The organism is Streptomyces sp. NPDC049954 (genome assembly GCF_040656295.1).
GTDB lineage: Bacteria > Actinomycetota > Actinomycetes > Streptomycetales > Streptomycetaceae > Streptomyces.
In genome coordinates this window covers 39009-63261 of record NZ_JBFALS010000006.1, presented here as the reverse complement: position 1 = coordinate 63261, position 24253 = coordinate 39009, and the positions used below count along the sequence as shown (strand labels likewise).

At 72.5% G+C, this 24253-nt stretch carries 19 protein-coding genes; 6 read left to right on the top strand and 13 right to left on the bottom strand.

Annotated elements, in window-relative coordinates; all coding sequences use genetic code 11:
- Window positions 1-310 precede the first annotated feature (310 nt).
- The 3 genes from AB0J21_RS14725 to AB0J21_RS14715 form a co-directional block, all read right to left on the bottom strand.
- Window positions 311-1105 carry a GNAT family N-acetyltransferase gene (locus AB0J21_RS14725; RefSeq protein WP_363146305.1) on the bottom strand — a complete coding sequence of 265 codons (795 nt, stop codon included), beginning with the start codon at window positions 1103-1105 and terminating at the stop codon, window positions 311-313.
- A 95-nt stretch (window positions 1106-1200) separates the two neighbouring features.
- On the bottom strand, window positions 1201-3363 hold the full coding sequence (locus AB0J21_RS14720) for an IucA/IucC family protein (RefSeq protein WP_363146304.1): 2163 nt from the start codon (window positions 3361-3363) through the stop codon (window positions 1201-1203).
- A 70-nt stretch (window positions 3364-3433) separates the two neighbouring features.
- Window positions 3434-4789: a diaminobutyrate--2-oxoglutarate transaminase family protein gene (locus AB0J21_RS14715; RefSeq protein ID WP_363146303.1), complete on the bottom strand. Its 1356-nt coding sequence runs from the start codon at window positions 4787-4789 to the stop codon at window positions 3434-3436.
- A 283-nt stretch (window positions 4790-5072) separates the two neighbouring features.
- Here AB0J21_RS14715 and AB0J21_RS14710 point away from each other — a divergent pair, with 283 nt between their 5' ends.
- The gene (locus tag AB0J21_RS14710; protein WP_363146302.1) at window positions 5073-6311 is read left to right on the top strand and encodes a hypothetical protein; all 1239 of its coding nucleotides are present in this window, start codon (window positions 5073-5075) and stop codon (window positions 6309-6311) included.
- A gap of 124 nt (window positions 6312-6435) precedes the next feature.
- Here AB0J21_RS14710 and hflX read toward each other — a convergent pair whose 3' ends face one another.
- From hflX to miaA, 6 genes are all read right to left on the bottom strand, one after another.
- Window positions 6436-7977: a GTPase HflX gene (gene hflX, locus AB0J21_RS14705; RefSeq protein WP_363146301.1), complete on the bottom strand. Its 1542-nt coding sequence runs from the start codon at window positions 7975-7977 to the stop codon at window positions 6436-6438.
- Window positions 7978-8202: 225 nt separating this feature from the next.
- The gene (locus AB0J21_RS14700) at window positions 8203-9855 is read right to left on the bottom strand and encodes a M1 family metallopeptidase (RefSeq protein WP_363146300.1); all 1653 of its coding nucleotides are present in this window, start codon (window positions 9853-9855) and stop codon (window positions 8203-8205) included.
- Between the two features lie 139 nt (window positions 9856-9994).
- Window positions 9995-12199: an HD domain-containing protein gene (locus AB0J21_RS14695; protein WP_363146299.1), complete on the bottom strand. Its 2205-nt coding sequence runs from the start codon at window positions 12197-12199 to the stop codon at window positions 9995-9997.
- A 196-nt stretch (window positions 12200-12395) separates the two neighbouring features.
- Complete coding sequence (gene dapF, locus AB0J21_RS14690) at window positions 12396-13301, bottom strand: diaminopimelate epimerase (protein ID WP_363146298.1); 906 nt, start codon at window positions 13299-13301, stop codon at window positions 12396-12398.
- Window positions 13302-13354: 53 nt separating this feature from the next.
- The gene (locus AB0J21_RS14685; RefSeq protein ID WP_363146719.1) at window positions 13355-13831 is read right to left on the bottom strand and encodes a hypothetical protein; all 477 of its coding nucleotides are present in this window, start codon (window positions 13829-13831) and stop codon (window positions 13355-13357) included.
- Between the two features lie 108 nt (window positions 13832-13939).
- Complete coding sequence (gene miaA / locus AB0J21_RS14680) at window positions 13940-14878, bottom strand: tRNA (adenosine(37)-N6)-dimethylallyltransferase MiaA (RefSeq protein ID WP_363146297.1); 939 nt, start codon at window positions 14876-14878, stop codon at window positions 13940-13942.
- 182 nt (window positions 14879-15060) lie between these two features.
- Here miaA and AB0J21_RS14675 point away from each other — a divergent pair, with 182 nt between their 5' ends.
- Together AB0J21_RS14675 and AB0J21_RS14670 are read left to right on the top strand one after the other, a co-directional pair.
- Entirely contained in the window at window positions 15061-15492 is a 432-nt protein-coding gene (locus AB0J21_RS14675) for a hypothetical protein (RefSeq protein WP_363146296.1), read from the top strand.
- 127 nt (window positions 15493-15619) lie between these two features.
- Complete coding sequence (locus AB0J21_RS14670) at window positions 15620-15886, top strand: antitoxin (protein WP_363146295.1); 267 nt, start codon at window positions 15620-15622, stop codon at window positions 15884-15886.
- Window positions 15887-16019: 133 nt separating this feature from the next.
- Here the strand turns inward: AB0J21_RS14670 and AB0J21_RS14665 are convergent, their stop codons facing one another.
- Window positions 16020-16742, bottom strand: coding sequence for a class III extradiol dioxygenase subunit B-like domain-containing protein (locus AB0J21_RS14665; protein ID WP_363146294.1), 723 nt, complete (start codon window positions 16740-16742; stop codon window positions 16020-16022).
- A 153-nt stretch (window positions 16743-16895) separates the two neighbouring features.
- The gene (miaB, locus tag AB0J21_RS14660; RefSeq protein ID WP_363146293.1) at window positions 16896-18389 is read right to left on the bottom strand and encodes a tRNA (N6-isopentenyl adenosine(37)-C2)-methylthiotransferase MiaB; all 1494 of its coding nucleotides are present in this window, start codon (window positions 18387-18389) and stop codon (window positions 16896-16898) included.
- Between the two features lie 279 nt (window positions 18390-18668).
- On the opposite strand from miaB, the gene AB0J21_RS14655 reads away from it, so the two are divergent.
- Window positions 18669-19664, top strand: a complete 996-nt coding sequence (locus tag AB0J21_RS14655; protein ID WP_363146292.1) for a TAXI family TRAP transporter solute-binding subunit — start codon at window positions 18669-18671, stop codon at window positions 19662-19664.
- A 111-nt stretch (window positions 19665-19775) separates the two neighbouring features.
- Here the strand turns inward: AB0J21_RS14655 and AB0J21_RS14650 are convergent, their stop codons facing one another.
- Window positions 19776-21467 carry a HAMP domain-containing sensor histidine kinase gene (locus tag AB0J21_RS14650; RefSeq protein ID WP_363146291.1) on the bottom strand — a complete coding sequence of 564 codons (1692 nt, stop codon included), beginning with the start codon at window positions 21465-21467 and terminating at the stop codon, window positions 19776-19778.
- 9 nt (window positions 21468-21476) lie between these two features.
- Window positions 21477-22169: a response regulator transcription factor gene (locus AB0J21_RS14645; protein ID WP_363146290.1), complete on the bottom strand. Its 693-nt coding sequence runs from the start codon at window positions 22167-22169 to the stop codon at window positions 21477-21479.
- Window positions 22170-22544: 375 nt separating this feature from the next.
- Here AB0J21_RS14645 and AB0J21_RS14640 point away from each other — a divergent pair, with 375 nt between their 5' ends.
- Window positions 22545-23321, top strand: coding sequence for an amino acid ABC transporter ATP-binding protein (locus tag AB0J21_RS14640; RefSeq protein WP_363146289.1), 777 nt, complete (start codon window positions 22545-22547; stop codon window positions 23319-23321).
- Window positions 23322-23401: 80 nt separating this feature from the next.
- Window positions 23402-24250, top strand: coding sequence for a glutamate ABC transporter substrate-binding protein (locus tag AB0J21_RS14635; protein ID WP_363146288.1), 849 nt, complete (start codon window positions 23402-23404; stop codon window positions 24248-24250).
- The last annotated feature ends 3 nt before the right edge of the window (window positions 24251-24253 follow it).

Genomic DNA, 24253 nt, shown 5'->3' with positions numbered 1-24253 from the left:
GTCGGCCGTGCCGATGCGTTCGCGTCCGTCCCGAGAACGGCCGTGCCAGGAGCGTCCGTGCCAGGAGCGTCCGTGCCGAGAACGTCCGCGCGTGTCGTACTGAACCGGTCCACGCGCGCCGGCCCGTCGCCTGAGTCAGGGCCGGGTCCACGGCGCATCACGGCGTACCACTCGCGATCATGGCCGATCTGCCACCTGCCGATACGCCGATCGGTGGATTGCCGGGTCGGCGTGGCGCGGTGCGGATCTGCCGGCCCGTCACGCGTCGGTTTCCCCGTCGGCGGGCGGCCCCGTGCGGTGCCCGGGGGCGTCAGTGCGGCGGCGGGTGCGGCTGCCGGTCGCGGATCATCAGGGCCGCGCGCTTGTCGGGGAGGTTCAGCTCCGCCGTGCGCCGGAATCCGGCGCGGGCGAAGGCGGCGACGGAGCGGGCGTTGCGCACGTCGGGCTCGGCGACGACGCGGGTGCAGGTGGGACGGTGGTCGAAAATCAGGTCCGCGACGGCACGCAGCAGGACGGGACCGAGCCCCCGCCCCCGGTGGGCGGCGCCGCCGATCAGGAGGTGCACTCCGGTGTCCTCGGGGCGCGCCGCGTAGTACGGGGTGAGCACGTCGAGGTCGGCGCGGTAGATCTCCCAGTAGCTCAGCGGGGAGCCGTCCAGTTCGCCGACGCAGGGCACGCTGCGGCCGTCGCCTTCGAGTTGCGGACGCACATGGGCCTCGGTGACGGAGGGCGGCCCCGCCAGTTCCCAGAAGGCGGCCACCTCGGGCTCGTTCATCCAGCCGGACAGCAGCCGCAGATCGCGCGGCAGCCGGACAGGCACGAGGCGGAAGAAACCGTGCGCGGTGTCGACGCCGCCCCAGGAGGCCACCGAGTCGAGGAGGTCGGCGCCGAGCGGGCGATCCGGGAGGCCGACACCGCGGGCGCCGGGAACGGCGCCGGGGCCTGCGGGGGCCGCCCCGGCCGGGTGCGACGGGTTGTCCGGCGGCGGGCCGCCCCCGCCGTTCCGGCAGTCCCCGCCGGCTATGTCCTCGTCGGGGCGCGGGGACGGGTGGGGCGCGGTGGGATCAGTTGCTGGGGTGCGCGAGGAGGCTTCTGCTGCGGGCACGGACGTTCCTCTCGGTCGAGCGGCGGGCCAATCGACGGCGCGTGGTGCAGGGAGGCGGGGCCGGGGACAGCCCGTGGGCGCCCCCGGCCCCGGGCTCAGGGGGCGTGCAGCGGGTTGCTGATCGAGACGTAGACGGACTGGGTGTCGACGGGGCCGACGAGTTCGTCGAGACCGTGCAACCGGGTCAAAAGGTTGGCCTTGCACCGAAGCACCGGGGTGTCCAGCAGCAGCGCGGGCAGCGGGGAGCCGAGCCGGCCGGGCCCGGTGGCCGCGTCGCTCAGGAACCTCCGGAACGCGGCCAGCAGAAGACGCTCGTCGGCCAGGCCCTGCGAGCCGAACGCCCCGACGAGCCCCAGCACGTTGTTGATGGCCAGGTAGTACGCGAAGCGTTCGTCCGTCACCGCGTCCGGCACGAAGGTGTCGGAGGCATCCCCGATCCCCGGCAGCCGGGCCTCCAGCCGCTCACGGTGCGAGGTGCGGAAGTAGTACCCCTGGTTGTCGCGGTAGCGGCCGCCGACGGGCCAGCCGTGCCGGTCCAGCAGTACGAGGGTGTTCTGCTGATGGGCCTCCAGGGCCACGCCCGCGTGTCCGTCGAGCCAGAGGACGGGGCGCACGACCTGTTCGAGGTAGCGCAGGAACCACTCGGCCGCCACTGTGCCCCGGGGCCGGCCGGTGAGCCCGGCGAGCCGCGTCACGATCTCGGCGAGGCGCGAGCGCATCGGGTGGTGCTCCGCGACCGACGGTGCGCCGGGGACGGGGCGCGGGGACACCAGCCCGGCCACGCACGTGGCGTCGCTGTCGGGGCCGAAGGGGTTGTGCCGGATCATCACGTCCAGGCCCTGGACCGGCCGGCCATGGGTGTCGTCGACGGCGAGCCACGCGGGATCGCGCACGATGTCGAATCCGGGGTGTGCGGCGCGCCACTGCGTCGCCAGGCCGGTGCGCAGCAGCCGGTGCACCTCGACGCCCCGGTGCAGCTCCTTGCGGAGGTTCTCGCGGCGGGAGTTGGTGATCCGCAGCCCGAGCGAGAGCTTGAGCATGGCGTCGGCCTCGGGACGGTGGACGGTGCGCACCGAGGAGGTGGGCCACCAGGCGTCCCCGTAGGGGCCGAGCGGCGTGAGCAGTCCGGCGTCCATGAGCGCCACGGCCTCGGGCCTGCGGGCGAGGTCACGGGCCTGCCAGGGGTGCAGGGGCAGGGCACCGGTGCCCGGGGGCAGGGCGAGGCCGGAGCCGGCGAGCCGGGCGGTGAGCCGCTCGGCGCTCACCGTGCGGCCCCGCTCGGTCCACGCGGAGTCGGTGGCGAGCAGTTCGCGGTCCACGGCGATCCAGTGGAGCGGGAAGGCGCCGCGCAGTTCGGGCGAGTAGAGCCGGGTCTCCGCCTCGGACAGCCCTTCGCGGCTCTTCGGAGTCGGGTGCAGGGGGTGGCCGAGCAGGAGGGACTGTTCCGCCGCGAGGAAGCGCGCCGAGTGGTCGGCGGTATGACGCCGGCGGTCGGTGAGGAAGACGGCGGTCCTGCGGACCGAGTCCCGTACGCGGCCGACGAGGTCGTCGTCGCAGGGCGCGGGTGCCGTCGTGGCGTCCTGCTCCGGGACTCCTTCGCGGGTGGCCGGTACCGGGCCCGGGGCGGTGCCGGTGGTGTCGGACCACGGCGCGGTTTCGGTCGCCTTCCCCGGGGAGGCGCTCGCCGGGGAGCCACTCGTCGGGGAGGCCCCGCTCTCCCGGGGCGGACGGCGCACCTCTCCGTGGTCCGTCGCGCCGGCCGCTGCCTCCCGGCTCAGCAGGGCCGCGACGGTGGCCGCGTCGAGGGGGGTTCCGCCCTGGCCGACACGAGTGGAGGGCGCCTCCTCGCAGGGCGTGGCGCTCCGCGGTGGCTCCTCAGGACGGCGCCGCCCCTCGAACTCCAGCCGTGGCAGCCCGAAGCGGTGCCAGCCCGCGGCCGACCAGTACCGCACCGGCACGACCAGGGTGGCGCCCTGGGCGCTGAGCGGGATGCGCAGGGTGCCGCGCTCCGGGGCGCCGAGGCCCGTCTCGCGCACCCAGCAGCGCAGCAGGTTCTCCACGGCCGCCGCCTGGGCGGCGGTGCGGACGTCGGGGTGTTCCAGCAGGTCGGCCGCGGCGCCACCGAGCTGCTCGCCCTCGGGCGCACCGGAGTGCTGCCGGGGTACGGCCCTGGCCTCCCCGGTGTGCGGGGCGCGCGCGCCGTGCGCCTCGCGGGGGTGGAGCCGGGACCGGCCGTCGGGTGCGGTGTCGGGGTTCACGGGCGCTTCCTTGTGGACTGGCGGGTGCGGGGCCGGTTCTGCCGCGGACAGGACCGGCGGGGGCGGGGACTCATACGGGCAGGTCGCGGTGGACGGCGGCCAGCGCTTCGGCGAAGCGGTCCAGTACGGCGGAGGCCTGCTCGTCGGTGATCGTGAGCGGGGGCAGCAGGCGGACGACGGCGGAGTGCCGCCCTCCCAGTTCCACGATGAGCCCGCGCCGCAGGCATTCACGGCGTACGGCGGCCGCGCGCAAGGGGGCGGCGGGCGGCGGCGCGGAGGGCTCGGAGCGCGCCCCGTCGGGATCGACCAGTTCCACCCCGAGCATCAGCCCCCGGCCCCGTACGTCGCCCACCCACGGGTAGGCGACGGCCAGGGCCCGCAGGTGGCCGAGCATGCGGGCGCCCAGGTCGGCGGCGCGCCGCGCCAGGCCGTGCTCGCGGACGTAGGCGAGGGTGGCGGTGCCGGCCGCCATGGCGAGCTGGTTGCCCCGGAAGGTGCCCGCGTGCGCTCCGGGCTCCCACACGTCGAGGTCCTCGTGGTACACGATCACGGCGAGCGGAAGGCTGCCGCCGATGGCCTTGGAGAGGACCATGACGTCGGGGACGACGCCGCTGTGCTCGACGGCCCAGAACGCGCCGGTGCGGCCGACCCCGGTCTGCACCTCGTCGGCGATCAGGGGGATGCCGTGTTCACGGGTCAGCTCCCGCATCCTGCGCAGCCAACTGTCCGGGGCCGGGTGCACGCCCCCCTCGCCCTGGACGGGTTCGAGGATCATGCCGGCCGGGTCGGGGATGCCGGACTTCGGGTCCGTGAGGTAGCTCTCGGCCAGCCGGGACGCGAGGGTCGCCCCGGACTCCCCTCCGATGCCGAAGGGGCAGCGGTAGTCCTGCGGGTAGGGCAGCCGCGCGGCGCGCATCTCGGTGGCGCCCCCGGAGACGTCGAGGGCCCCCGCGCTCATCCCGTGGTAGGCGCCGGTGAAGGTCAGGACGGTCTGCCTGCCGGTCGCGCGACGGACCAGTTTGAGGGCCGCCTCGACCGCGTCGGTGCCGGCCGGTCCGCAGAACTGCACGCGGGCCCGGGAGGCGAGATCGCCCGGCAGGGAGCGGAACAGCTCGGTGACGAAGGCGTCCTTGACGGGGGTGGCCAGGTCCAGGACGTGCAGGGGCGCCTCGGAGTCCAGCACGGTGCGGATGGCGTCGAGGACCACCGGGTGGTTGTGTCCGAGGGCGAGCGTCCCGGCGCCGGAGAGACAGTCCAGGTAGCGCCGCCCGTCGGCCCCCTCGATCGTCAGGCCCCGCGCGCGTACGGGGACGATGGGCAGCGAGCGGGCGTAGGTCCTGGCCGCCGACTCGCGCGCCGACTGGCGGCGCAGCACGCCTTCGTGCGTGGTGGTCGGTGCGGCGGGAACGGACTCGGTCACGGCCAAGGCGGTTGGTCCTCCGGCGGTACGAGGGCAAGGTGACGGGGGTCTGCCCCGGACATGCCGATGGCCCCCGTACGTACCAACGACGCGGACCGCTCCGGATAACGGGTGGCCCGAAGATCCTTGCCGTGACCGAACTGTTGCCGTTCCGGGGTTCGTCGTGGAAGACGTGGCCATAGTGTGGGGGGCCGTCATGGCCGCCCCGTCCGAGCCGTGCCGGCCGGCCCGACCGGCTTCCCGGCAGGGCGGGGCGGCACGCTCCACGAGGCATCAGGGGGAACCACCCATGCGACCATTCCGTCCACGAAACGGCGTCAGGTCCACCGGCACGGGGCGCGCGGGGCGGCGGCCCCGTACCGCGGCGGCGGTCGCGGTGTGCGGCGTCCTCGCCCTGACCGCGACGGCCTGCGGGCCCGGCGACGACAGCGACGACGCGGGCGGCGGCAGTTCCTCCCCGGTGGCCTCGTCCTCGACGGACGGCGGGAAGATACATCTGCCCGACGGCCTCAAGGAACGTCTGCAGGAACACGGCATCGACCTCGACAAGTGGAAGGGCGGTGCCTGGAAGAACTGGGACAAGGACGAGTGGCTGCGCAAGGCCGAGGACTTCGTCAATCCCGTCATCGACGGGCTCTGGGACCCGGACCGCATGCGCAGGGCGGAGGACCCCGACAAGCCGGTGGACGGCGGTGACCTCCAGGGCGATCAGGGGGTGACCGACCCGGTGCCGGCCCCGGTGCCCGCGAAGGCCGCGGGGACGCCGTACCACGACTCGGTCCCGCAGGCGGGCAAGGTGCTCTTCGACTCCCCCGAGGGCTCGATGGTCTGCTCGGCCACGGTGGTCGAGGACCCCGCGCACCCGGGCAAGTCCAACCTCGTGTGGACGGCCGGGCACTGCGTGCACGCCGGCAAGAACGGCGGCTGGTACCGCAACATCGCCTTCGTCCCCGCCTACAACAACAAGGGCCTCAGTACGGCGCAGTTGCAGGGGGCGAGCAAGGAACAGGTCGCCCCGTACGGCGTGTGGTGGAGCGACTGGGCGCAGACCTCGCAGCAGTGGATCGCGGGCGGCGGCCCCACGGGCGGCCAGGGCGCCCCGTACGACTTCGCGGTGCTGCACGTGGCGCCCGAGGACGGCGGCGGCAAGTCGCTGGAGGAGACGGTGGGCGGCGCGCTGCCGGTGGACTTCGCGGCCCCGGCCGTACCGGAGATCCCGGCGCTGACGGCCACCGGCTATCCGGCGGCCCCGCCCTTCGACGGGCAGAAGCTGTACCAGTGCGGGGCGAAGCCGGGCCGGCTGTCGCTCGCCGGGTCGGCGCCCACGATGTACCGCCTCGGGTGCACGATGACCGGTGGGGCCTCCGGGGGCGGCTGGGTCGCCGAGGGTTCCGACGGGAAGCCGGCGCTGGTGTCCAACACCTCGATCGGCCCGGTGACGGGCGGCTGGCTGGCGGGGCCGCGCCTGGGCAAGGAGGCGGAGGCCGTCTACCGCGCGGTCAGCGCCAAGGCGGACAGCTCCTCCTGACACACGGGGCGGGGCGGCCGCAGGTTTGTCCCGCCCCCGGCCGAAGCGCCCGCGGGCCCGTGTCCCTGGAAGGGACACGGGCCCGCGGGCTGTGACCGTCGGGCGACCGGAGCCGCCGGACTGCTTATCGGACGGCCGGGACGAACCGGGCCAGTTCGGCGGCCAGTTCCTCGTGCACCCGGGCCTTGAGCAGGGTGCCCTCGGGCTTGTGCTCCTCGGAGAGGACCTCGCCCTCGGCGTGGGCGCGGGCGATGAACCTGCCCTCGGTGTAGGGCACGAGGACCTCGACGTCCACGGAGGGACGCGGCAGTTCCTCGTCGATCAGTTCCAGCAGCGCCTCGATGCCCTGGCCGGTCCGTGCGGAGACGGCCAGCGCGTGCTTCTCGGTGCGCAGCAGTCGCTGGAGGACCAGCGGGTCGGCGGCGTCCGCCTTGTTGATCACGACGATCTCCGGTACGCCGGTGGCGCCGACGTCCCTGATCACCTCGCGCACGGCGGCGAGCTGCTCCTCCGGGGCGGGGTGCGAGCCGTCCACGACGTGCAGGATCAGGTCAGAGTCCCCGACCTCCTCCATCGTGGAGCGGAACGCCTCGACCAGGTGGTGGGGCAGGTGCCGGACGAAGCCGACGGTGTCCGCGAGCGTGTAGAGCCGGCCGCTCGGCGTCTGGGCGCGGCGCACCGTGGGATCGAGGGTGGCGAACAGGCTGTTCTCCACCAGGACTCCGGCGCCGGTCAGACGGTTGAGCAGCGAGGACTTGCCCGCGTTGGTGTAGCCGGCGATGGCGACCGAGGGCACCTTGTTGCGGCGGCGCTCCTGGCGCTTGATCTCGCGGCCGGTCTTCATGTCCGCGATCTCCCGGCGCATCTTCGCCATCTTCTCGCGGATCCGGCGCCGGTCGGTCTCGATCTTGGTCTCACCGGGACCACGGGTGGCCATACCGCCACCGGAGGAACCGGAGCCACCGCCACCCATCTGCCGGGACAGCGACTGGCCCCAGCCGCGCAGCCTCGGGAGCATGTACTGCATCTGCGCGAGGGAGACCTGCGCCTTGCCCTCCCGCGACTTGGCGTGCTGGGCGAAGATGTCGAGGATCAGGGCCGTACGGTCCACGACCTTGACCTTGACCACGTCTTCGAGATGGATGAGCTGGCCGGGGCTGAGTTCACCGTCGCACACGACCGTGTCCGCGCCGGTCTCCAGCACGACGTCGCGCAGTTCGACGGCCTTGCCCGAACCGATGTACGTGGCGGGGTCCGGCTTGTCCCTGCGCTGGATGACGCCGTCGAGGACGAGGGCGCCCGCGGTCTCCGCGAGGGCGGCGAGCTCCGCGAGGGAGTTCTCCGCGTCGTGCACGGTGCCCGAGGTCCAGACGCCGACGAGGACGACCCGCTCCAGCCGCAGCTGGCGGTACTCGACCTCGGTGACGTCCTCCAGTTCGGTGGACAGGCCCGCGACCCGGCGCAGCGCGGCGCGCTCGGAACGGTCGAGTTGTTCGCCGTCACGCGCTCCGTCGGCCGCGTGGCTCCAGGCGACGTCCTCTTCCATCAGGGCATCGGCCTTGAGGCCGTCCGCGTGCAACGGGGAGGAGTCCCGCGTGTTCTTGGGGTCCGAAGCGGCGTTCGCCGCGGTCGGCGCGTCCTGGGAAAAGGAAGAGGAGTGGGTCATTTGGTCCTTACGTCGAGGATCGGATGGTGACGGTCTCGTTCCGTCATCTGTGGCAACGCTCCCGCCCTCCCGAAGATTCCCTCCGGGCCCGGCGGAGCGGGCGGACGGCGTGCCGACCACAGGATGGTGCCACGGGGCCTCGCGCGGCGTCATCCGAGTTATGCCGGTGCGCCGCGCTGCCGCTCCGCGGGACGTCCGCGCGCCTCGCCGCGGGGCCCGGCGCGGTCATTTCGCGGCGTCGTGGGCGGGGTGCGGTCCCGGGCGGGTGGCGGCCTTGGGCTCGTCGGCCGTCTGCTTCCAGTCCGGGTGGCCCGGCATCGGCGGGGTCTTCGCTCCGTACAGCCAGGGAGTGAGGAAGCCGTCGAGGTCACGTCCGGCGGTCCGGGAGGCGAGCCGGACGAAGTCGGCGGTGGTCGCGGTGGAGTCACGGTGCTCACGCACCCAGGCGCGCTCCACCTGCTCGAAGGCCGGGGCCCCGATCTCCTGGCGCAGGGCGTAGAGCACCAGGGCGCTGCCGTCGTAGACGACGGGGCGGAAGATGCTGATCTTCCCGCTGCCCGGCTTCTTCGGGCCGGCCGGGGCGCCTCCGGACGCGCGCCAGGCGTCGGACTGTCCGTAGGCCGCCCGCATGCGCCTCTCCAGGGGCTCGCCGCCCTTCTCGGCGGCGTAAAGGGCCTCGTACCAGCTCGCGTGTCCCTCGTTGAGCCAGAGGTCGGACCACGTGCGGGGGCTGACGCTGTCGCCGAACCACTGGTGGGACAGCTCGTGCACCATCACCGAGTCGACGTACCCCTTGGGGTAGCCCTTCGCGGTGAACATGCGGCGTTCGAACAGGGACAGGGTCTGGGTCTCCAGCTCGAAGCCGGTCGTGGCCCCGGCGGCGAGGACGCCGTAGGTCTCGAAGGGATAGCGCCCGACCTTCCGCTCCATCCAGGCGATCTGCTCGGGGGTCTTGGCGAGCCACGGTTCGAGGGCGGCGCGGTCCGCCTCGGGGACCACGTCGCGCACCGTCAGACCGTGCGGGCCGGTGCGGTGCAGGACTGCGGAGCGGCCGATGGAGACCTGCGCGAGCTCGGTCGCCATCGGATGGGCGGTGCGGTACGACCAGGTCGTACCGCCGTCCGCTGCGCGTGTGTGCCCCGTGGGCAGGCCGTTCGCCACGGCGGTGAGGCCCTTGGGCACCGTGACGTGGAACGTGAAGCGGGCCTTGTCCGAGGGGTGGTCGCTGCCCGGGAACACGCGGTGGGCGGCGTCGGCCTGGTTGGCCATGGCGAGGCCGTCCTCCGTAGGCACCCAGCCGCCCTCCCCGAGGCTCTCGGCCGGGGGCCTCGGGTCGCTCGTGTGCCGGACGGTGATGCGCAGCGGTTCTCCCGCCTCCAGGGACCGGCTCGGGGTGAGGACGAGGTCCTGGCCCGCCGCGACGTGCCCCGCGGGCGCCCCGTTGACGGTGACGGAGCGGACCGTGCCGTGGGCGAAGTCGAGATTGACCCGGTCCAGCGGCTCGGTGACTCGCGCGTCGATCGTCGTCACGACGTCGAGCGGCTTCTTGTTGTCGCCGGAGTAGGTGAACGCGAGGTCGTAGGCGGTGACGTCGAAACCGGGATTCCCGAGACTCGGGAAGAGCCGGTCCCCGATGCCGCGCGCCTCGGGGGCCGGGGCGGCGCCGACCAGGAGGCTCAGGCATACGGCGGCGAGCGCCCCGCCGCGCAGCCGACGCACGGTGCGGGAGGACACGGGCCGACGGGCGCGGGGCGAGCCGGCCGTCGCGGAACCCGTGGACGGGTCGTGGGCGGGGTTCGCGGAACGGGGCGACGGAGCCGGAGCGGCGTTCGCGGAACGCGCCGACGGGGCGGTCTGGGAGCGGGGCGTGAGCTGCATGACTCACGGTTACCAGGGCGTGACCACACCGCGTGGCGGACCGCCGCCAGTCCACCCGAACGTGTCGCGTCGGCCTGGTTTCGCGAGCCGTCCGCACAGAAGCGCCACCGTGCCCCGGGGGTGCTCGCCGCGCCCCGTGTCAGGGCGCGGCGGGGGCCGCGTGCCGGCCCGTCTCCGTCACGTCGTAGACGCCGGGCACGGACCGCATCGCGCGCACGAGCGCGGGCAGCTTAGCGATGTCGGGAAGTTCCAGGGTGTAGGTGTGGCACACGCCGTGCTCACTGGGCGGTTCGACGGTGGCGGCGACGACGGCGACGCCCTGTCTGGCGATCGCCTCGGTGAGGTCGGCGAGCAGATGGGGGCGGCCGAAGGACTCGGCGTGCAGGGTGACCCGGTGGTCCCCCGAGTCGCCCCACCGCGCTCCGACCGTGCGGCGCCCCGTCGAGGCCATGCGGTCCGCGCGCGCGCAGTCGGCCCGGTGCACGGTGACGGCGCCGCCGCGCACGGAGAAGCCGGTGATCTCGTCGGGCGGGGCGGGAAGGCAGCAGCCGGCCAGCCGCACGGTCGCCCCCGCCTCGTCGACGGTGACCCCGGCGGCGGGCCGGGCGGCCGGGGCGGGCAGCGCGGGCGCACCTGCCTCGCCAGTACGCTGCGTGACGGCCGGGTCCGTGTGGTCGGCGCCGGAGCCGGCGTCCTTGCCGTCCTCCGGATGCGCGGCCAGCCAGCGGCGGATGGCGATGCGCGCCGCCGGCGTACGGGCGTTTTCGAGCCAGTCCGGCGAAGGTCCGGCCCCCGGGTCCTGGCCCATGAGCAGTTGCACCGTGTCGCCGTCCTCCAGGACGGTGCCGAGGGTCGCGAGGCGGCCGTTGACGGCCGCGCCCATACAGGAGTGGGCGTCCTCCCCGTACTGCGCGTACGCGGCGTCCACGCAGGTCGCCCCGCCCGGCAGGCCGAGAGCCCCGCCGTCGGGCCGGAAGACGGTGATTTCCCGGTCCTGGGCGAGGTCGGCCCGCAGCGTGGACCAGAAGATGTCGGAGTCGGGAGCGGACTGCTGCCATTCGAGGAACCGCGAGAGCCAGCCAGGACGGGTCGGGTCGCTGCGCTCGCCCTCGGACCGCTCCCCGGCCTGCTCGGCGGCAGTGGGAGGCGTGGGGGCCGCGGGGGCGTAGGGATTGCCCAGGGCGACGACACCGGCCTCGGCGACCTTGTGCATCCGGTGGGTGCGGATGAGGACTTCGGCGATCTCCCCGTCGGCCGTCGCAAGTGCGGTGTGCAGCGACTGGTACAGGTTGAACTTGGGGACCGCGATGAAGTCCTTGAACTCCGCGACGACCGGGGTCAGGCAGGTGTGCAGCTCCCCGAGGACGCCGTAACAGTCGGCGTCCTCCGCCACGAGGACGAGCAGACGTCCGAAGTGGGTGCCGTGGAGCTGCCCCCGTTTCCTGCGCACCCGGTGGACGGAGACGAAGTGCCGGGGCCTGATGTGCACCTCGGCGGCGATTCCGGACTCGCGCAGTACCTCGCGCACCCGGTCGGCGACAGCGGCGAGCGGATCGGGTGCGGCGAAGTGATCGATGATGAGCTGCCTGGTCTCGGCGTACTCCTCGGGGTGCAGGATGGCGAAGACGCGGTCCTCCAGCTCCGTCTTGAGCGCCTGGACGCCGAGGCGTTCCGCGAGCGGGATGAGGACGTCGCGGGTGACCTTCGCGATGCGTACCTGCTTCTCGGGGCGCATGACGCCGAGCGTGCGGACGTTGTGCAGCCGGTCGGCGAGTTTGATCGACATGACGCGGACGTCGTTGCCGGTGGCGACGAGCATCTTGCGGAAGGTCTCGGGTTCCGCGGCCGCCCCGTACTCGACCTTCTCGAGCTTCGTCACACCGTCGACGAGGTAGCTCACCTCCTCGCCGAACTCGCGGCGTACCTGGTCGAGGGTGACGTCGGTGTCCTCGACGGTGTCGTGCAGCAGCGAGGCGGTCAGGGTGGTGGTCTCGGCGCCGAGTTCGGCGAGGATCAGGGTCACGGCGAGGGGGTGCGTGATGAAGGGCTCGCCGCTCTTGCGTTTCTGGCCGCGGTGCGAGGACTCGGCGAGCACGTAGGCGCGGCGCAGGATCTCCAGGTCCGCCTCGGGATGGTGGGCGCGGTGCGCCTCCACGACGTGGCTGATGGCGTCCGGGAGGCGGTCGCGGCTCGCCGAGCCGAGCAGTGCGGCCCGGCCGAGGCGTCGCAGGTCGATGCGGTGCCGTGAGCGCTTGCGGACGGGCGCGGCGGGCCGGGGCTCCGCCGCGGCCAGGACTTGGGGGGGGCTCCCCGGCGTCACGGGGTTCATTGCCTCCGCACTCATGGCACCTCCGGCTGCGTCGACCGGTCGACGGGGCACCCCAGGCCGCTGAAGCGCTGAGGGGGAGAGCGGGCTCCCCGTCCGGGCCGGTGCTTGATGCTACCGAGCCCACCACGCCGCGTCGGCCCGCTCTCGCCGAGCGTGAAACGGATCACCCATTCGAGCGATGCGTGGTGTGTCGCTCCACGGGGTTCGGCGGTCAGTCCGGCAGGGCGGCCACCCAGTCGGCGTCCAGTTCCCCCTCGGCGACGATGACGGCCTCACCGGTCATCTCGATCTCCCCGTCAGGATGCTCCGTCACGGTGAGGGTGCCGCCGGGCAGGTCGATCACGTACGTCGCCGGCCTGCCGGTCAGCGCCGGGTCCGCGCCGTCCCTGCGGGCGGCGGCCACGGCCACGGCGCACGCCCCGGTGCCGCAGGAGCGCGTCTCCCCGGAGCCCCGCTCGTGGACCCGCATCGCGAGACGGCCGGGGCCCCGGTCCACGACGAACTCGACGTTGACCCCGTCGGGGTAGGCCGTGGCGGGGTGCACCTGCGGGGCGGCGAAGAGATCCCCCGCCTCCGCGAGGTCGTCCACGAAGGTGACAGCGTGCGGGTTGCCCATGTTGACGTGGGCGGCCGGCCGGTGCTCGGTGCCCACCAGGACGCTGACGTCGCCCTCGGGGAACAGAGCGCGCCCCATCCCGACCGTGATGGCACCTCGCCCGGCCGCTGCCTCGCCGTGGGCCGTCTCGTCGTCCTTGGCGATGTGGACGGTCTTGACGCCCCCGCGGGTGGCGATCGCGAGGTCGCCGGCGCCGACGTGACCGGCGTGCTGGAGGTAGCGGGCGAAGACCCGGACGCCGTTCCCGCACATCTCGGCGATCGAGCCGTCGCCGTTGCGGTAGTCCATGAACCACTCGGCCTCGCCCGCGAGGGCACGGGCCTCGGGGTGGGCGGCGGAGCGCACGACGTGCAGGACCCCGTCGGCGCCGATCCCGGCCCGCCGGTCGCACAGCGCGGCGACGGCGGCCGGGCTCAGGTCGAGGTCGTTGCCCGGGTCGGGGACGATCACGAAGTCGTTCTGAGTCCCGTGTCCCTTGAGGAAGGCGATCCGCGTGGTCATACCTCGATCGTACGGGCAGGCGCCGACAGCGCGCCGCACAGGGATCGCGACGGTCAGCGCAGCCGCGCGACCCGCCACACGGCCAGCACGGCGGCCCCGAGGACGATCAGCGCGTAGACGGCGAGGACCCGCCACCGGGGCCCGCGTTCCGTCCCGGTCGTGGACAGTCCCGGCCAGTGGTAGCCCACCCGGCGCGCCGCCATGACGGCGCCGCCCGCCGCCGAGGAGCTGAGCAGCAGCCCGAGCATCGCGACGACGGCCCCGCCATCGCCGATCTCGAAGGCGAGGGGGAAGGCGAACATGAGCGAGCCGACGGCGGCCAGGAGGACGATCGGGGCGATCTGCCACCACCGCATCCGGCGTTGCGGACGCAGCTCGACCTCGACCTCGGGGGCCTCGTGACCGGCCTGGAGAGCGGCCAGTTCCTCGACGCTCGCCCCGTCGGGTACGACACCGTCCGAGTCCTCGGGGCCGTCCTGGACGAGCTGCTCACGTTCTCCGTGTCCGGTGTCACGAGGGCCGGCCTCCATCGCCACTGTGCCCTCCCACTCGGACTACGCCAGGTCGATCGATGGTCGATGATGGCACGGAGCGAAGGGCCGACATGGCGGCCGGAGCGTCCCGATGCCATGACGTGATCAGGCTGTGACCGACCGTTCGACCAAGGCCAGCGCCCGCCCGGGAAGCTCCCCCCGTTCGGCGATTCCACCGGGCAGCCACGTGATTCTGGGGTCGCGGCGGAACCACGTGTCCTGACGCCGGGCGAAGCGCTTGGTGGCCCGCACCGTCTCCGCGCGCGCCGCCTCCTCGGCGCACTCGCCGGCGAGCGCCGTGAGCACCTGCTGGTAGCCGAGCGCGCGGGAAGCCGTACGCCCTTCCCGCAGCCCCTGGCTCTCCAGGGTCCGCACCTCGTCCACGAGGCCCTGGCCCCACATCCGGTCGACGCGGTCGGCGATGCGCGCGTCGAGTTCGGGGCGCGCCACGTCCACGCCGATCTGAAGGGTCGCGTAATGGGACTGGTGGCCCGGGAGATTGGCGGTGAAGGGTTTGCCGGTGATCTCGATGACCTCAAGGGCGCGGACGATGCGGCGTCCGTTGCTCGCCAGGATCGCGCGGGCCGCCTCGGGATCGGCGACGGCCAGCCGCGCGTGCAGCGCCCCAGGACCGGATGCGGCCAGCTCCCCCTCCAGGCGTGCCCGGACGACGGGGTCGGTGCCGGGAAACTCCATCTGGTCGACCACGCCGCGCACATACAGTCCGGAGCCGCCCACGAGGACCGGGACGCGCCCCTGGTCGAGCAGCCGGTCGATCTCAGCGCGGGCGAGGGCCTGGTACTCGGCGACGCTCGCTGTCCGGGTCACGTCCCAGATGTCCAGCAGGTGGTGCGGGACGCCGCCGCGCTCCTCCTGCGTCAACTTGGCGGTTCCGATGTCCATCCCCCGGTACAGCTGCATGGAGTCCGCGTTGACGACCTCCCCGCCCAGGCGCTGGGCGAGGAAGACGCCGAGATCGGACTTGCCGGCCGCGGTGGGACCGACGACGGCGATGACCCGGTGGGTGGGGGGTGCGGTGCTCACTCACCAAGTCTCCCAAACCGTGGAGCACTGCTCGAACGAGTTACGTGACGAAGCGGCGGTGGCTTCGTTTCCAGTTGCGAGGTCCCGGCCGTCGGCTTCGGGTTCCCCGGACCCCGAACACACCACCGGACACACCGGAACGGGCGGGGTCTCATCCTCATGAGCCAGCTCTTGGAGTAGTTATGGGCGTATTTTCGCTGTTCCGCAGGAAGCCGAAGACCACGGAGGAGGCGTCCACCGCCGAGGCTCCCGGAACCGCCCGGACGGCGCAGGACGAGGCCGCCACGCATGAGGTGGCCGAGACGGCGGATTCGGCGGCGGCACGTGTCACCGGGGCCGGTGAGGACGTGGCGAAGGAAACGGCCACCAGCGCGACGTCCTCCTCGGCAGGAGACTCCGTCGACACGGCCGGGGACGAAGCGAAGCCGGCTCCCGAGGCGAGCCGCCCCTCCGCCGAGGCCGAAGAGGCGGGTGAGGACAGCGGAGCCGCTTCCGGCACGAAGGCCACTGCCACGGGCGAGGAGGCCGCCCCCGAGGCCGTGGAGATTCCCCAGCAGCAGTCGGCGGGCCGGGCCGTGGCGGGTGAACCCGCCGGGGAGGGCGTCTCGAAGTAGCGCCACGGGGCACGCCGAGGGGGCGGCACGGTCCTTCGAGGGGCGCGGCCGGCCATTCCGTAGTAAGCCAGCAGTAGGACAGCGGCAGCAGACGCACGCGTCCTTTTTGCGAGGAGGGTGTGACCCTATGGGCTTCCTGGACAACATGAAAGCGCGTCTTTCCCCCGCCAAGGACAAGGTCGCGGACCTCGCCCAGCAGCACGGCGACAAGGTCGGGCAAGGGCTGGACAAGGCGGCCAAGACGGTGGACGAGCGCACCAAGGGCAAGTACTCGGACCGCATTCAGTCGGGTACCGAGAAGGCCAAGGACGCGGTCGACAAGATGGGGACCGACAAGAACAAGGGTGAGGGTGGCGGCGGTACGCCCCCGCCCTCACCGCCGCCCGTCGGCTGACCGGCCCCGGGGACCGCGTACGGCACAGCGGTGGCCCCTGTGCGGGTGGTGCGTGCGCTTTCCCGCACCGCGCCACCCGCACGTCCGCGTCGTGGGCGTGCTCGGTCCCCGGGGAGCCGGCTGAGCGGTGCGGTCAGGACCAGACCGCGACGAAGTAGCCGACGCCGTACGGCGCCTCCTCGTACAGCAGCTCGCCGCGCAGTCCGGCCCCCGAGGCCGCGCCGGAGAGCACCTGCCACGGTGCGCGGCCGGTGGCGTGCAGGTCCCGTGCGAGGTCCGCGTCGAGCGCCGCGAGCGCCTGGGGGTCGGCGGTGCGCAGGGCACGGGCCGCCTCCGAGTCGAAGGGCTCGGCCCGGTCGTCGAGGTAGCCGGGGGCCTTCACCGTGCGGGAGGCGCTGCCGTCCCCCATCACGAGCAGGGCCGTCCGTCCGGCGCCGGCCACCGCCGTACGTCCCGTTTCGAGGCAGTCCGCGGACTGTCGCGCCGCTCCGACGCTGAGACCGTCGACGGGGCAGGTGGTCCATCCGGCGGCGGTCAGGAGCGAGGCCGCCACGGTGAGCGACGGGGGGAGCGGGACGCCCTGTCCTGAGCCCCCCGCCCGGCCCAGTCGTACGTCGAGCGGTAGCCCGTAGCCCCGGAAGGTGCCCGTGGCTCCTTCGGGGTGCCGCACGGCCTCCGAAGAGGCCGCGTCGGACGCGGCACCGATCACCAGCAGCCTGGTGGGGCGCGCCGCGGCGAGGATCCCCAGCGCGTCGGCGCAGGCCGCGCGGAGGGTGTCCAACTCGGGAGCGGCGCCCGCCGCCACCTCGGGGACGAGCAGGGGCGGGCACGGGCACACGGCGGCGGCGACAAGCATGATCCGCAGCGTAACGCGCACGCCCGTCGGCGCACGGGCGGAGTGTCGGGACACGGGGCGGAGTGCGGGCGCCGGGCGCGACGACGGCCGGACCGCGCCGGGCTCTGTCGGCCGGCCGGACCGCCTGCGAGGCGGATGCCCCGGCTTCCCCGGTCAGTCGCAGCCGCAGCCCTGGGCGACCGGCAGCGGTGCGGGGGCGCCCACGCCGGGCAGTCCCAGCAGCACGCCCGCGGGCTTCTTCGTCTCCGGTGCGTTGCGCCTGTCCCACGCGTCACCGGCCCGAGTGCGGCGCACGGCGAGCGGCGTGCCTTCGGCGAGGAGGTGGTGGGGCGCGGCGTAGGTGATGTCCACCGTCACGACGTCTCCGGGCCGTACCGGCTCGTCCGGCTTCGTGAAGTGGACGAGCCGGTTGTCGGGGGCCCGGCCGGAGAGCCGGTGGGTGGCGCCGTCCTTGCGGCCCTCTCCTTCGGCGACCATGACGTCGAGGGTGCGGCCCACCTGCTTCTTGTTCTCCTCCCAGGAGATCTCCTCCTGGAGGGCGACGAGCCGCTCGTAGCGGGCCTGGACGACCGCCTTCGGGATCTGGTCGTCCATGTCCGCCGCGGGGGTGCCGGGCCGCTTGGAGTACTGGAAGGTGAAGGCCTGGGCGAAGCGCGCCTCCCGTACGACGTGCATGGTCTGCTCGAAGTCCTCCTCGGTCTCGCCGGGGAAGCCCACGATGATGTCGGTGGTGATCGCGGCGTCCGGGATCGCGGCGCGGACCTTCTCGATGATCCCGAGGTAGCGGTCCTGCCGGTACGAACGGCGCATCGCCCTGAGCACCTTGTCGGAGCCGGACTGGAGCGGCATGTGGAGCTGGGGCATGACGTTCGGGGTCTCGGCCATCGCGGCGATCACGTCGTCGGTGAAGTCTCGGGGATGCGGGGAGGTGAACCGCACCCGCTCCAGGCCCTCGACCGGGCCGCAGGCCCGCAGCAGTTTGCTGAACGCCTCGCGGTCGCCCATGTCGCTGCCGTAGGCGTTGACGTTCTGGCCGAGCAGGGTGATCTCGCTGACCCCTTCGCCGACGAGCGCCTCGACCTCGGCGAGGACGTCGCCCGGCCGGCGGTCCTTCTCCTTGCCGCGCAGGGCGGGGACGATGCAGAAGGTGCAGGTGTTGTTGCAGCCGACGGAGACCGAGACCCACGCGGCGTACGCCGATTCGCGGCGGGTCGGCAGGGTGGACGGGAACGCTTCCAGCGATTCGGCGATCTCGACCTGCGCCTCCTCCTGGACGCGGGCGCGCTCCAGGAGGACGGGGAGCTTGCCGATGTTATGCGTCCCGAACACGACGTCGACCCACGGGGCGCGGTTCACGATCGTCTCGCGGTCCTTCTGCGCGAGGCAGCCGCCGACGGCGATCTGCATACCGGGCCGCTTCGTCTTCATGGGGGCGAGCCGCCCGAGGTTGCCGTACAGCCGGTTGTCAGCATTCTCCCGTACCGCGCAGGTGTTGAAGACGACGACGTCGGCGTCCCCGTCCTCGGCGTTCTCGGGCGCACGTACGTAGCCGGCGTCCTCCAGCAGGCCGGAAAGCCGCTCGGAGTCGTGGACGTTCATCTGGCAGCCGTAGGTCTTGACGGCGTACGTGCGGGGAAGCTCGGTCATGATCAACAACGTTCCAGACGAGACGGTGGCGGCGTGCGCCCGGCACAACCTGGCAGAGCGGCTGACGAGACAGTCTACGGTTTCGCGCCCCGCACCGGCCTCCCCGTCTCCCTCGTCCTTGGGGGCCCGGGTTCCCATGGCATCCCTTAGGGGATGGGCGGGCGCGGGGGCGGAGCAACTCGTGATCGCGGCGATCGTGGGAGCCGTGACCCGGAGGAAACCCTGATCAAGGCGCTCGGCTCTGGTGCCGACCGTGCGCGCGCTGGCAGGATCTGCGGCATGTCGGAGACTCTCGCCCGGTTCGGCCGGCGTCGCGCGCTCCAGGTCTCGGCGGCACTGGCCGTCGTCCTGGCGCTGCTGCTGTGGTGGCTGCTCCCGCTGGGCGAGGACTCCCCGCACGGCACAGTCGTCTTCAGTACGGGCGTCAAGAAGGGCGTGTACCAGCGGTACGGGCACCTGCTGAAGACCGCCGTGGACGAGGACCTGCCGAACGTGCGGGTCGAACTGCTCAGCAGCGAGGGCTCGCAGCAGAACGTACGGCGAGTGGCCACCGGCGAGGCCGACTTCACCATCGCGGCGGCCGACGCCGTGGAGAAGTACAAGGAGGAGGGCGGCCCGGGGGCGCAGCGGCTGCGCGGCTGCGCCCGTCTGTACGACGACTACCTGCAGCTCGTGGTGGCCCGGGACTCGACCGTGCGCAAAGTGGCGGACCTGCGGGGGAAGCGGGTCGCGGTGGGGCAGCTCGGCTCGGGCGTCCGGCTCATAGCGAACCGCCTGCTGACGACGGCGGGCCTGGACCCGCAGCAGGACATCGTCCCGGTCTCCATCGGCATCGACACGATGGACAAGAAGCTGGAGAGCGGCGAGATAGACGCCTTCTTCTGGTCGGGTGGCGTACCGACGTCCTCCGTGAAGGGTCTCTCCCAGCGGTTCGGCATACGCCTCGTGCCCCTGGGCGATCTCGTCGACAAGCTCCATCGTGCGGGCGGGGTGGGCCACTACTACCGCACGGCGGTGATGCCGGTCGCCGCGTATCCGGCTGCCGAGCCGGCTGTCCCGGTCACGACCCTCGCGGTGGCGAACCTGCTGGTGACCCGGGACACGGTGGACACCGGGCTGACCGAGGGGCTGACGCGGACCGTGATAGCCAGCAGGGACGGGATAGGCCGCAAGGTGCACGCCGCCCAGCGTGTGGACCTGCGGACGGCGATCTACACCGACCCGCTGGAGCTGCACAAGGGAGCACGGGAGTACTACCGGTCGGTCAAACCGTAGGCCGGCGCGAAGCCGCCGGGCCGAGCGGGGACGTCACCGGTCACCGCGCGAAGGGCGGGTGGTTTCCGGGACGTGGCGGTTTCCGGCTCCCCCGGTGCCTGAAGTGTGGGCTCACCGGGGGCCGGGGTGGGCGGGCGGTGACTGGCGCGGCACGGTGAGGTCCACGCACAGGCCCCGGGGTGTGTGGTGGCGGTAGGCGATGCCGCCGCCGCCCGCGGTGAGCAGCGCGCGGCTGATCGACAGGCCGAGCCCGGAGCCCCGTACGTTCTGGTGGCGGCCGCTGCGCCAGAACCGGTCGCCGACCCGGGACAGCTCCTCCTCGGTCAGTCCCGGCCCCTCGTCGGCCACGGTGACGGTGACCTGTTCGCCGCGACGGGCGACGCGGACCGTGACGCCCGCTCCCCGGGGCGTGAACTTCAGGGCGTTGTCGATCACGGCGTCCAGGGCGCTGGAGAGGGCGACGGGATCGGCCCACCCGGTGACGGCGGGGCAGTCACCGCTCAGACGTACGCCCTGCTCGTCGGCGGTCGGCCGCCAGGAGGCAACGCGTTCCTCGGCGAGCGCCCCGATGTCGGTCAGGGCCAGATCCGCCTCGGTGTGCTCGGCGAGGGCGAGACCGAGGAGGTCGTCGAGCACGCGGGCGAGGCGCTTGCCCTCAGTACGGACCGCGGCGATCTCCTCGTTGTCCTCGGGGAGTTCGAGTGCCAGCAGTTCGATGCGCAGGAGCAGCGCGGAAAGGGGGTTGCGCAGTTGGTGGGAGGCGTCGGCGACGAAGGCGCGCTGCTGTTCCAGCACTTCCTCCACGTTGTCGGCCATCTCGTTGAAGGAGTCGGCCAGGCGCCGCAGTTCGGGGGGCCCGCCGGCGGCGGCGACCCGGGACTTGAGCCGGCCGGTGGCGATGTCGTGGGTCGTCGCGTCCAGGACCCGGACGGGGCGCAGGACCCAGCCGGTCAGTCGCAGGGCCGCGCCCACGGCGAGGAGCATCGCCGCACCCTCACCGGCGGCAACGAGGAGCCAGCGGTGCAGGATCACGGAGCGCAGGTGTCCGGTGGGCGAGTCGGTGACGACCACGGCGATGACGTCGCCGTCCCGGATGACCGGGGAGGCGACGACGAGGCGGCGCCGCTCCCAGGGCCAGACCTGCCGCGGATCGGGGCTTCGCCGTCCGTTGAGGGCCTCGCTGTAGGCGGCGCGCGCCTCCTCCCCCGCCACCTCCACGGGGGCGGTGGCACCGGCGCGCACGGAGGCGCCGAGCCCCTTCGGGCCGGTCGTGACAGTGACGGAGGTCAAGTCCGTGGCAGAGGACGTGCCGGCCGGTCCCTGCGGGCCGGTCGCCGCCACGGTGCTCGCCTTCCTCTCCGGGCTCTCCTCCCCCTTGTCCGGGCTGCTCTCCTCTTCGGTACTCGTCGTCCCCCGGAGACTGCTCGTCCCCTGAGGGGCCGAGGCGTCTTCGGCTCCGTCGGCGGCCTGCGGATCCGGGGGCAGCCGCCAGCCTTCGGGAGCGGCCGCCATGGAGCTTCCGAGGGGGTTGAAGACACCGGCCCGGATGTCGTACAGGCTGTGGTAGCGGCGCAGTTCGGTCTTCAGGGTGCTCAGGCGCTCGCCGCCGTCGTCGGCGCCGGGCCACCCGTCGTCCTCGGTGATGAACTGGGCGAGGGAGGCGAAGCGCGCGGAGTCGTCGATGCGGTCGACGATGACCTTCTGCTGCTCGGCCGCCGCCTCACTGACCGCGAGTGGGAAGCCGAGGGCGAGCAGCACCCCCGCGAGCAGGATGATGAGAAGAGGAAGAAGCCGGCCGCGCACCTGTCCTCGCTAGGCGGTCGGGACGACGAGCTTGTAGCCGACGCCGCGAACGGTCTCGATGAGTGCGGGCACCCCGAGCTTGGCGCGCAGCGAGGCCACGTGGACCTCCAGGGTCCGCCCGGTGCCTTCCCAACTGGTGCGCCAGACCTCGCTGATGATCTGTTCGCGGCGGTAGACCACTCCCGGCCGCTGGGCGAGCAGCGCGAGCAGGTCGAACTCCTTGCGGGTGAGCTGTACGGGCCGGCCCTCGACGCAGACCTCCCGGGTCGCCGGGGCGATGGAGACGGGGCCGAGTGCGGTGCGGGACTCCTCGGCGGCGGGTTCGGCGTGCGGGGTGCGCCGGGCGACGGCGTGGATGCGGGCGAGGAGTTCCCCGGTGTCGTACGGCTTCACGACGTAGTCGTCCGCGCCGAGGTTGAGCCCGTGGATGCGCGAGCGCACGTCGGCCCGCGCCGTGACCATGATGACGGGCACGGAGGAACGCTTGCGGATCTTTCCGCACACCTCGTAGCCGTCCTGGTCGGGCAGTCCGAGGTCGAGGAGGACGACGGCGAAGGGTTCGGACTCCACGTGGTCGGGGAGCAGGGCGCGCAGGGCCTCCTCGCCACTGCGCGCGTGCACGACGCGCAGTCCGTGCCGGCCGAGCACCGCGGAGAGTGCCGCCGCCACGTGCTGATCGTCCTCCACGAGCAACAGCCTCATCCCCGCCACCTCCTTCGCATACCGGTCACGTGCGCCCCCGCGCCCTGGCATGGGCCCAGTCGGCCCCGTACGGTCTCCTGTCGGGTGCCGCCCAGGGGGAGAACACCGGGCATCGCGCGCGCAGGCGCGCGAGAGCGCGAGAGAACGTGAAAAGCCGCCCTCGCATGAACGCCGATGGCCGGGCAGGGAGTCAAGGCCGTTCGTGCCACGGCCTTGTTCCGTTACCCACCCGGTACGCGGCGCGGACGCCCTGTTCACGCGGCGTGTCCGGACGAGGCCGGATCGTTATGCTCAATTTCAGCTCAGATGTAATGACGCTGATCGCCACGCGTCACTACTGTCCTCCTCAACCGAGGAGGACGGAGCAACAAGCAGATGACCGATGTGTCGGTGTCCAAGGACGCCGTATCCGCGGCCGAGGACCTGGTCGTGCTGAAGAACGTCAACAAGCACTTCGGCGCGCTGCATGTGCTTCAGGACATCGACCTGACCATCGCCCGGGGCGAAGTGGTCGTGGTGATCGGCCCCTCCGGGTCGGGCAAGTCGACGCTCTGTCGCACCATCAACCGCCTGGAGACGATCGATTCCGGCGCCATCACGATCGACGGGAAGCCGCTGCCCCAGGAGGGCAAGGAACTGGCCCGGCTCCGTGCCGACGTCGGCATGGTCTTCCAGTCGTTCAATCTTTTCGCGCACAAGACGGTGCTGCAGAACGTGATGCTCGGCCAGATCAAGGTCCGCAAGGCGGACAAGCAGGCGGCCGAGGAGAAGGCGCGTTCCCTGCTGGACCGCGTCGGGGTCAGTTCCCAGGCCGACAAGTACCCGGCGCAGTTGTCGGGCGGGCAGCAGCAGCGGGTGGCGATCGCCCGGGCCCTCGCGATGGACCCGAAGGTCATGCTCTTCGACGAGCCGACCTCCGCGCTGGACCCCGAAATGATCAACGAGGTGCTGGAGGTCATGCAGCAGCTCGCCCGCGACGGTATGACCATGATCGTCGTGACGCACGAGATGGGCTTCGCCCGCTCGGCGGCCAACAGGGTCGTCTTCATGGCGGACGGCCGGATCGTCGAAGAGGCCGTGCCGGACAAGTTCTTCAGCAATCCGCGCAGCGACCGGGCCAAGGACTTCCTCTCGAAGATCCTGCACCACTGAGAGCCCGGGCCCTCATCAGTTCCGGCACCCGCGCCGCCCTTTCCGTCACCGTTCTCTCCTGACACCGAAGGACATTCACCATGAAGCTCCGCAAGGTCTCCGCGGCCGCCGCCGCTGTCCTGGCCCTCTCGCTGGCCGCCACCGCCTGTGGCTCCGACGACGACAGCGGCGACAAGGGCGACTCCGGCAGCGGGGGCGGCAAGAAGATCACCATCGGCATCAAGATCGACCAGCCGGGTCTGGGCCAGAAACTGCCGAGCGGCAAGTACGCCGGTTTCGACGTCGACGTCGCCACCTACGTCGCCAAGGCTCTCGGTTACAAGACGAACCAGATCCAGTGGAAGGAAGCGAAGAGCGCCGACCGCGAGACGATGCTGGAGCGTGGCGACGTCCAGTTCATCGCCGCCTCGTACTCCATCACCGACGAGCGTGAGCAGAAGGTCGACTTCGCCGGCCCGTACCTGCTCGCCCACCAGGACATCCTGGTCCGCGCGGACGAGGCCGGGATCAAGGACCCGAAGGACCTCAACAGCAAGACGCTGTGTTCCGTGACGGGTTCGACCTCGGCGCAGAACATCCACGACAAGCTCGCCCCCAAGGCGCAGCTGCAGGAGTACGGCGGCTACTCGGAGTGCCTCACCGGCCTGGAGAACAAGGCTGTCGACGCGCTGACCACCGATGACTCCATCCTCGCCGGTTACGCCGCGCAGAAGGAGTTCCAGGGCAAGTTCAAGCTGGCCGGCTTCAAGATGACGAACGAGAACTACGGCATCGGCGTCAAGAAGGGCAGCGACCTGAAGGCGAAGATCAACGACGCCCTCAAGAAGATGGTCGACGACGGTTCCTGGGAGAAGGCCGTGAAGGACAACTTCGGCCCGGCCAACTACAAGAACGAGCCGGCCCCCGCGATCGGCGACGTCGTCAAGTAGTCG